We start from the raw sequence: 9,500 nt of genomic DNA, 5'->3' as shown, positions 1-9,500 counted from the left end.
AACTAGCAAGACTGGCATCAAAGTATTCTTTGCTGATCCATACAGTCCTTGGCAAAGAGGTACTAATGAAAACATGAATAGGTATATCAGACAATTTATACCTAAAGGTACTAACTTTAACAATATATCTCATCAATACATTAGAAAGTTACAGATAGACTTGAATAATAGACCTAAGAAATGTTTAAATTACTTGACACCTAATGAAGTACATTTTGGTATCTCTATAAACATTGAGAATACAATCTAGCAAATAAAAGACTTTTGGTGAAATTTAAAATTAATCATCAAGATTTAGTTCTGAAGATAAGAGCTCGATATTGCTGAAAATAAAATTAAGATATCTATTTGTAAACAGGGAATCTCTCACAAAGTTCTAAAACTTTTGCAGCTGTTTCATTTTCAACTTTCTCATTTCCACAATTATATACTACATCTGCCAACCAGTTTGCGATTTGCTCACACTCAGCTTCTTTGAATCCTCTAGTTGTGATAGCTGGGCTTCCTATTCTTAAGCCACTTGTAACAAATGGAGAGCGAGGGTCATTAGGTATTGAGTTTTTGTTCACAGTAATATTTGCTCTGCCTAAAGCAGCTTCAGCTTCTTTACCTGAGAATCCTGTATTTGTTATATCTAATAGTAGTAAGTGATTATTGGTACCACCTGAAATAATATTTATGCTACGCTCTTTTAGGACTTTTTCCATAGCTTTAGCATTTCTTAATACCTGCTTTTGGTAGTCAATAAAGCTAGGTTCTAATGCTTCTTTAAAAGCAACTGCTTTAGCTGCAATTACATGCATCAAAGGTCCGCCCTGAATACCTGGAAAAATAGCTGACTGGAACTTTTTAGCTAGTTCAGGATTATCATTACAAAGTATTAATCCACCTCTTGGGCCTCTTAGAGTTTTGTGGGTAGTTGTAGTTGCAACATCAACGTGAGGGAATGGATTTGGGTATAAGCCAGCAGCAACAAGTCCTGCAACGTGAGCAATATCAGCCATAAGTACAGCATCTACTGAGTCTGCAATTTCTCTGAACTTTTTCCAATCAATAATTCCAGAGAACGCTGAGAATCCAGCAATTATCATTTTTGGCTTATGTTCTTTAGCAAGTTCAGCTACCCGTTTGTAGTCTATGTCACCATTTTCATTTAGACCATACTGAATAGAATTATAAATTTTACCCGAGAAATTAACCTTGCTACCATGAGTCAAATGTCCACCAGCACCAAGGTCCATACCAAGTACTGTATCACCTGGTTTAAGTACCGCATTATATACAGCAGCATTTGCTTGTGATCCTGAATGAGGTTGAACATTTGCGTAATCAACACCAAATAGTTTTTGAGCTCTTTCAATAGCTAACCTCTCTGCTATATCAACAAATTCGCAGCCACCATAATATCTTTTTCCATGATAGCCTTCAGCATATTTATTAGTGAGTTGAGAACCCTGAGCCTCCATTACAGCTGGGCTTGCATAGTTTTCTGATGCAATAAGTTCAACATGTTCATGTTGTCTTTTAACCTCAAGTTCTATAGCGTCAAAAATTTCTTTATCAGTGTTTTTTAAGCTATTTTTTTCAAAGCTAAACATATTTGGTAGTCTCCTGATATTTTTTAGGTGGATAAAATAAATTAAACGTTTAAAATTATAGCTTATATTATATATATATATAAGCAAATTAAAATAATAGCTATGAGCAAAGTAATAGACCTAGATGAAATAGAGCGTTTGCAACGTGAAGAAGAAAACTCGCAATACAAAGCTGTAAAGAGTAAGACTACTGTAAAAAAAGATGCATTAGAGATAACTGATTTTGGTAGATCCTTAACTGAACTAAGTAAGGAGCAGCTAGGTAAGCTACCAATAGATGAAAATCTAAAAAATAATATTCTTAATGCTAAAAATTTACAAAAGATAGCTTTAAAAAGACAAATACAGTTCATAGGTAAGTTACTAAGAAAAACAGACAATCTAGAAGAAATTTATCAAGCTTATGATGTTCTAGTGAATAAAGATAAAAGTACAAACCTTATGCTTCAACGTTTAGAGAATATTCGTAGTAATCTTTTGGATCCTAGCAAATCTAACGCTACTTTAGATAAGCTTATAGAAGAATATGCTAACATAGATGTACAGAAGTTACGTCAGTTAATTAGAAATCATCATAAAGAGATTGAGAAAAATAAGCTAAATAAGTCATTTAAGGAAATATTTAAACTACTAAAAACTTTAGTTTAATTAACAGAATCGTTTTATTATTAAAAATAAGAGCTGTTATACTATAATTTGTAGTATCGCAGTAAAATTATATATTTTATGTTGGGAGAAAAGTTTTGAGATCTGAAATATACACCAAGATAGTATTTATGCTTATGTTGGTAATGTTTGTAAGTATTTTCTTTTTTGCTAGATTTTTTATCTCGGTAGGGTTTATATTAATTATTTTTTTCTCTCTTTTTAATAAAGAGGTTTTTAAAGTCCTCAAAAACAATAAGTCACTTCAGTTTTTATTGTTATCTGCGATAATGATAAATATTGGTATGATTTATGCATCTTTTGCTAGTGGCAATTTAGATATTAAGTTAATATTGGGTTTTTCAAATCCTATATTTATATTTCTATATATATGTTCAGCTAGTTACTTTCTATCTAAAAATACTAAGTATGCTAATTATCTTTTGAATTTTTATCTAGCTATTGTAGTTATATTTTCTTTGTATGCGTTATTTAGATATCTACTACATGCAAATTTTGTAGTTAGTCAGATATACTTTGGGATACATGGAGGTAGTGTTATCCAGTCAATAGTGGCGTTGACATTTCCTTTTTCTGCTGTGGTAATTATTGGTAAAGCTATTAGAATGCCAAATTTACTATTAAAAATATTGATGTTTGTTGCTGGATTATTAGTGATTTTTATTGATCTTTTTGTAAATCTTAGTAAGGCAGGCTATGTTATTGAATTTGTAGTATTTGTATACTATTCATTTATAGCTTTAAAGTATTTTAGTTTTAAAAACGATAAGTTATGTATAAAGCGACTTATAACGATTTTAACTTGCTGTATTGTCATAATTAGTATTATCTTTGGAGTTGTTTATAAATTCTCGGGTATTTTTCATTATAGATTACAAACATCTGTGGAAGAATCGCAAGTATTTTTTAATCAAGATTATGATAATACAGATGCTAGGAAACAGTATGAGACATCGACTGGACTTAGATTGTTATACTATAGTTCTTCATTCAAAGTTTTAAGAGAATATCCTAAACTTTATATACTGGGATGTCCTTATCTTACAAGTACTACTGATGTTATTCAATGTACTAAAATTTTGATAAATGAAAATCAACGATTAAGAGATGATCCACGTGTGGTTAATGACGGTATTATGGCTCATGATGAATTTATCAATTATATTTTTAGGGCAGGTATAGTTGCTGGAGTTTCTCTTTTATTATGTTTTGTGGCATTTTTTGTTGAAGCAAGATGGTTAGACTATCGCAACCGAGTTTATTTTAGAGTTTTAATATTAGCAATGTTTATTGGCTGCTTGTTTGATTATTTTTTTACTACACAAATAATGGTTATTTTATTTGCTAACTTAACGGCAATATTCTTAGCTCAAAGAAATTGTGAAGAAAGTAAAGATTCTAATACTATAACTTCTTAATAGTTTAAATCTTATTGCTATATTTGCAAAAAACGTATTTTGAGTTAGTATATTTTCATAGTATTTGTTAAAGTTTTATACTGGAATAACTTAGCGTATAAACATTAAACCTATTTGGACTTTTATTTATGTCAACTTCGATTAAAAAAATTCCGGCTTTTATTCCCTCAAGAGCTAAATCATCAAATTCTATAGAATACCAGTACATTACCAAAAAGATTTTTAAAACTTGGAGAACAAGTGAGGTAAGTCAAGAGATGTATAATGCAGTTTATACATGGATTGATAAAAACCCTGATTGGGAGTTTCATTTCTTTGATGATGAAGCGTGTCGCGAGTTTCTCAAAGAGAACTTTGAAAAAGATGTTCTTGAAGCTTATGATAATATAATACCTGGGGCTTATAAATGTGATTTGTGGCGCTATTGTGTGCTATACATACATGGTGGCGTGTATAGCGATATTAAGCAAGAGTTATTAGTTAGTCTTGATGATGTTTTATGCTATGATATTGAGTTTGCTTCAGTTAAAGATAAATATAAATCAGACTATGAGTTTGATGGCTATATTTATCAGGCATTTATCTGTTCGAAGCCAAAGCATCCATTCCTAAAAAAAGCTATTGAAATGATAGTAGAGAACTCAAAGAATGGTTTTTATGGAAATGATCCTTTAAGCATCACAGGTCCAGGTTTGTTGGGCAAAGCAATTAATCTAACAGTTAATCAACAAGAAAAGACTCCATTACACTCAGGTGTTAATAATATAAATAACTTTAGATTTGAGCTTTTTCCATATATAAAAGACGCGATATATACACATCAAAACTCGATGTTTATAAAACCAGAATATAATCGTTCATATAAAAAAGATCTTCATGTAAATCTAAAGAAAAGTTTTGCTGGTAATTATTCGTTATGCTGGTTTACTGGCAAATGTTTTGCTTCTGGAAAAATTGATAGAATTAAGTCAAAATTCTTTAACAAGAGAAAAGGGCGCTATATTATCGATTCACTCTATCTTGAAGGTAAGCTTAATAAGGCTAGATTGACAGGTATCAAGTATATCCTATTACAACCAACTCGCGTAGTTTATTTCTTATTAGAAAAATAATTAAGAACGAAAAGTAATTCAAGAATTAATGTCTGTTTTTAATTTCGCATTGTAAATTTTTCAGCGATTGGCAATATAGTTGATCTGAGTATTTTTTGAGGTTTTCGCGCATTTGCAAATAATCGTGCTGAGATAACTCTATTGCTTTAGTCATAGCTTCTGCATAATTATCATCTTGTTTGTAGAGTATGGCATTATCATTATTAAAACCATTTATTGGAGCAAAACTTTCTCTGATAATAATTGGCTTTAGAAAACCATAGACAAGTTGAAATGTACCACTAGTCTTATAAGTAATATATTTGATATGGTCAGGATTATTTTCGTATGCTGATAGGATAAAGTCAGCTTTTTCAATTTCAGTATACATTTCTTTGAAATCAAGACGTCCTTTGATATCAAAATACTTTTGCAGGTGTGTAGGTAAATCTTTGATATTTCCTTTACCAATAACAACAACTTTGAAGTTAGTAACACCCGTATTTACTAGTTCTTCTACAGTATTTACAAGCAGTTTAGTGCTTTTTCTTTTTTCTGAAATTGCACCAATAGTAACAAAAGTTGTTAGAGAGTTTTTGTTATTTAGCTTGAATTGTCCAAAATAGTGGGGGTTAACAGCTATAGTAGTCGCATTTTTGTAGTCCATTGTTCTAAGTGTGATAATATCTTTACGTGTTTCAGGATTATTATCAAAGTAGCTATCAATTTCATGCTCGACAAAGAAAAGTTTATTTCTATCCGCTTTTTTATTAAAAAAGTTATATGCTTGGTCTAGATCTTTACCATCATATAGTTTACCAATAGTTGTGATCAATGTTCCTTGGACATTATCTAGAGTGCTTTTTTTGAAAAACTTGCGAATTTGTCTTTTAGACATTTTATTGTACGAGATATTTTCATTGTCAAATCTACAGAATAATCCTTCATTGTATCTTTTAGGATTGATTAGGATAGAAACATGGTAACCCAAATCAAGTAAATATTTCGCAAATCCAGGAACTATTTCAGCATGGCTGTGTGTACAAGGCTCCCATAGCAAAAATGTATTGTCTTTTATGATGGGTTTTTTGTAAGAAAATATATTATAAATTTTTTTTAAAAAGGACATCTATTACTTCAAATAACTAACTAATATATGAAAACATTATAACACTTTAAGCCAGTAATTCTTACATTACAATTATTAGATATCAGTAAATATTAGTAATTACTATTTCTTAGATTTTGAGACTCTTGTAAATAATCAGATATTGCTTTAGTATGTCTGATATAACATATTATTGTAATTAAATCAGTGGAAACTAAAGATATAAAAGATATTGAAGTTGTTGCCTTGTCATTAGGTCGTAGATTTTCTGGGATTAATGCTAGTATGTTAGCTGTGATGCCAGAGCAAGCTAAGCTAGTAAATATTGTAGGTATGGGTTTTAATATTGATTTTAATGGTATCAAGACGATTAGATTTAGAGACTTTTTATTTAAGTGTTGGCGTGATAAATGGCGTATTTGGCATGCACGTAGAAACATCGATATGCTTGTGGGAATAATTTTAAAGTATATTTTCAGGTATAAAATAATACTAGTTTTTACCTCTGTAGCACAAAGGCATCATAAAAAACTGACAAAATTTTATATAAACAGAATGGAAGCTGTTATATGTCCATCTGAAATATCTGCAAAATATCTTGAGAGACCACCCTATATAGTACCGCATGGAGTTAATACTGAAGTTTTTTATCCAGCTGGCAATAAGGCTCAAGAGTGGCAAAATAGAAAATTACCAGGTAAATATGGTATAGGAATATTTGGCAGAATCAGAAAGTCTAAAGGAACTTATGAGTTTATTGAAGCAGTAATAGCTATGCTAATAAAATATCCTGATTGGACAGCTGTAGTTATTGGTGAAGCAACACCTAAAGATTTAGAGTTCAAAAAACAACTAGAACAGATGGTTAAGCAAGCAGGTTTGTCAGAACGGATAATATTTACAGGATTTATCAAGAATAGCAAAGAGATTCAAAGTTGGTATAGAGCTTTAGATATCGTAGTTTGTGCTAGTCATAAAGAAGGTTTTGGCTTGCCAGCTCTTGAGGCAATGGCATCTAAATGTGCTGTGATTGCTACTAAAGCTGGTGCTTGGCCTGAGATTATTTCTGATGCTCAAAATGCCTATTTAATTGAACCAAAATCAAGTCAACAAATTGCTGAGAAGTTAGATATCTTAATGTCTGATGATAAATTAAGATATGAAATAGCTCAAAATGGTTATGATTTGGTGTCATCAAAATATAAAATTCAAAATGAAGCTGAAGGAATTCAGAAGGTTTATAATACTCTCTTGGCCAAGAAGAGAAGCTAGATTAATCACATATGAAAAAAGGATAAACGGCGATTATTTTATTATTTAGTAATATAACTTTTGCTTTAGAACGTTCTGATGCTGGTATTTTCAGTTCTTGGAATAGTACTTTTAACTTATTTGCTTTGTCTCTGCCTTGATATCTACATTTATCAGAAGCTTGTCTTTCTCGGACTATAATTTCTTCAGCATTAAAGTCCTTATTCCATTTCTTTTTGAGCCATTCAATTATATCTTTATCATCTGAGTTTAAATCTATTAGGTTATTATTCTTGATTATTAGTTGATTATATTCTACAGATATTTGATATTGTTGATTGATATCAAACTGCCAGCCAGTGTGTATATCACTATTAAGAGCTTTATGTATTTCTTCGGTTTGCTTATTTTTTAGACTTTGGTTTGTTGTTTCTTTAAACCAGTGATGAATTAAACTCCTTTGTATATCTTTATCTAAGGTAAGTAACTCAGAGATAATCAGGCTATTATCTTTAGAAATCTTCTGTAATTTTTCATTAAGTAACTTTTGTAATATGTTATTACTTTCTGCACAGATCTTAGCACTTCGAGAAAGAGTTCTGCTAATATTTAGATTGACTTGTTCTAATATTGGCATTATTTTATTACGAATAAGATTTCGACGATATTTTATATTCTCATTACTATCATCATAGATGTGATTAATCTTATAATGGCTTGCATAGTCTTGAATATCTTTCTTTGTATAATCTAAAAGAGGGCGAAGTACAGCTCCATGATTTAATTGTTTATAGTATGGCATACTAGCTAGTCCAGCTAATCCTGATCCTCTTATCGCTTGAATTAGGAATGTTTCAGCTTGATCATCTAGATGATGACCTAGTAGAAGAATCGGATTAGAATACTGACTCATGATCTCAATAAAGAAATCCATCCTTTGCTTACTTGCCCAAGCTTCAAAACTTTCTCCTTTGGGAGCTTGATCTAGAGAGTGAGCTATGAATTTTATATTTGTATTATTACATTTTGCTTGGCAATGTAATTGCCATTTTAGTGCATCAGGATGGATGTTGTGGTTAACATAAATAGCAATAGTTGGAATGTCTAAATCTTTTGTTATGTCTAATAAAACACTTGAATCTACACCACCACTATAACCGATAATTATGTTAGAGGGTGAGTATTTTAAAATTTGAGAGATAATTTGGGTTTTATCTAGAGACATTTATACAAGAAAACGAGCTTTTATTGTTGTTTTGATTTTTTTGAATTCATCAATAAGATCTTTTGCTTCATCAGAAGTTGATTTAATATCCATCACAACATAACCAATATTCTCTAGAGTTCTGAGATATTGCCCTTCAACGTCAATGTTTTTTGCAGCTAATATCTTGTTTAGCTCATTCATAGTGCCAGGTATATTTTGGTGTATATGTAATATTCTATGAGTTTCAGTATGGCTAGGTAGTGATAATTCTGGGAAATTTACGGCATTTAGAGTCGAGCCATTATCAGAATATTTAATAAGCTTAGCAGCAACTTCATTGGCAATATTTTCCTGCGCTTCGATAGTACTACCACCAATATGAGGCGTTAAGAAAACATTGTCAAAGCCTCTTAGTGGGCTTTCAAATATTTCACCCTTAGTAGATGGTTCTTTGGGGAAAGCGTCTATAGCAGCACCTTTTAGTTTGCCATTTTTCAAAACTTCAACTAAAGCATCAATATCAACAACATTTCCTCTAGAAGCATTAATTAGTACTGAGTTTTCTTTCATAAAACTAAGTTCTTTAGCAGAAATCATATTTGCAGTTGTAGGCAGTTGAGGTACATGTAGTGAAACAACATCAGAATTTTTAAGTAGAGTCTCTAAACTTTCTACAGCATTAGCATTTCCTAATGGAAGCTTTTCTTCTATATCGTAAAATATGACATTTAAGCCTATACTCTCTGCTAAAATCCCAAGCTGCATACTAATATGGCCATAGCCAATGATTCCAAGAGTTTTACCTCTCACTTCATTAGCATTATCAGCAGATTTATGCCATTCACCACGATGAGTTTTAGCATTTTTATCAATTACATTACGTATCAACAAAATTGCTTCAGCTAATACAAGTTCAGCAACACTACGAGTATTTGAAAACGGAGCATTAAATACAGGTATTCCTAGATTTTGAGCAGTCTTAAGGTCAACTTGGTTTGTACCAATACAGAAGCAGCCTATAGCAGTCAAATGAGGAGTTATTGTCAAATCTAGTGTATGGGAATTAAGCGGCATAATTTTTATCCTGTTTTATTTTGTCAACTTCATGCTCAGAAATGCCATCAATAAAAGTTACATTATTTAGCATTTCATTAATTCTCT

At 31.0% G+C, this 9,500-nt stretch carries 9 protein-coding genes; 5 read left to right on the top strand and 4 right to left on the bottom strand.

Translation table 11 applies throughout. From position 1 onward, the window contains the following. The coding region (locus F8C69_RS06870) for an IS30 family transposase (protein ID WP_159183763.1) at positions 1–250 on the top strand (250 nt) is incomplete at its 5' end. A 94-nt stretch (positions 251–344) separates the two neighbouring features. Here the strand turns inward: F8C69_RS06870 and glyA are convergent. Next, positions 345–1,598 carry a serine hydroxymethyltransferase gene (glyA, locus tag F8C69_RS06865; protein WP_159184685.1) on the bottom strand — a complete coding sequence of 418 codons (1,254 nt, stop codon included), beginning with the start codon at positions 1,596–1,598 and terminating at the stop codon, positions 345–347. Between the two features lie 102 nt (positions 1,599–1,700). Between glyA and yjgA the strand changes: the two genes are divergently transcribed. From yjgA to F8C69_RS06850, 3 genes are all read left to right on the top strand, one after another. Beyond that, complete coding sequence (gene yjgA, locus F8C69_RS06860) at positions 1,701–2,246, top strand: ribosome biogenesis factor YjgA (RefSeq protein ID WP_159184684.1); 546 nt, start codon at positions 1,701–1,703, stop codon at positions 2,244–2,246. A 95-nt stretch (positions 2,247–2,341) separates the two neighbouring features. Then, the gene (locus F8C69_RS06855; RefSeq protein WP_200147147.1) at positions 2,342–3,682 is read left to right on the top strand and encodes a hypothetical protein; all 1,341 of its coding nucleotides are present in this window, start codon (positions 2,342–2,344) and stop codon (positions 3,680–3,682) included. Positions 3,683–3,939: 257 nt separating this feature from the next. Continuing rightward, positions 3,940–4,794 (top strand): glycosyltransferase family 32 protein, encoded by an 855-nt coding sequence (locus tag F8C69_RS06850; RefSeq protein ID WP_234393519.1) that lies wholly within the window; start codon positions 3,940–3,942, stop codon positions 4,792–4,794. 25 nt (positions 4,795–4,819) lie between these two features. On the opposite strand, the gene F8C69_RS06845 is transcribed toward F8C69_RS06850, so the two are convergent. Next, positions 4,820–5,902 carry a hypothetical protein gene (locus F8C69_RS06845; protein WP_159184683.1) on the bottom strand — a complete coding sequence of 361 codons (1,083 nt, stop codon included), beginning with the start codon at positions 5,900–5,902 and terminating at the stop codon, positions 4,820–4,822. Positions 5,903–6,088: 186 nt separating this feature from the next. On the opposite strand from F8C69_RS06845, the gene F8C69_RS06840 reads away from it, so the two are divergent. Beyond that, on the top strand, positions 6,089–7,153 hold the full coding sequence (locus tag F8C69_RS06840; RefSeq protein WP_159184682.1) for a glycosyltransferase family 4 protein: 1,065 nt from the start codon (positions 6,089–6,091) through the stop codon (positions 7,151–7,153). A gap of 1 nt (position 7,154) precedes the next feature. Here F8C69_RS06840 and tilS read toward each other — a convergent pair whose 3' ends face one another. Together tilS and serA are read right to left on the bottom strand one after the other, a co-directional pair. Continuing rightward, complete coding sequence (tilS, locus tag F8C69_RS06835; RefSeq protein WP_159184681.1) at positions 7,155–8,357, bottom strand: tRNA lysidine(34) synthetase TilS; 1,203 nt, start codon at positions 8,355–8,357, stop codon at positions 7,155–7,157. After that, positions 8,358–9,413 (bottom strand): phosphoglycerate dehydrogenase, encoded by a 1,056-nt coding sequence (gene serA / locus F8C69_RS06830; protein WP_417935908.1) that lies wholly within the window; start codon positions 9,411–9,413, stop codon positions 8,358–8,360. Positions 9,414–9,500: the final 87 nt, after the last annotated feature.

It is taken from the genome of Francisella noatunensis subsp. noatunensis, from assembly GCF_009823375.1.
GTDB lineage: Bacteria > Pseudomonadota > Gammaproteobacteria > Francisellales > Francisellaceae > Francisella > Francisella noatunensis.
This window is presented reverse-complemented; position numbering and strand designations above follow the sequence as displayed.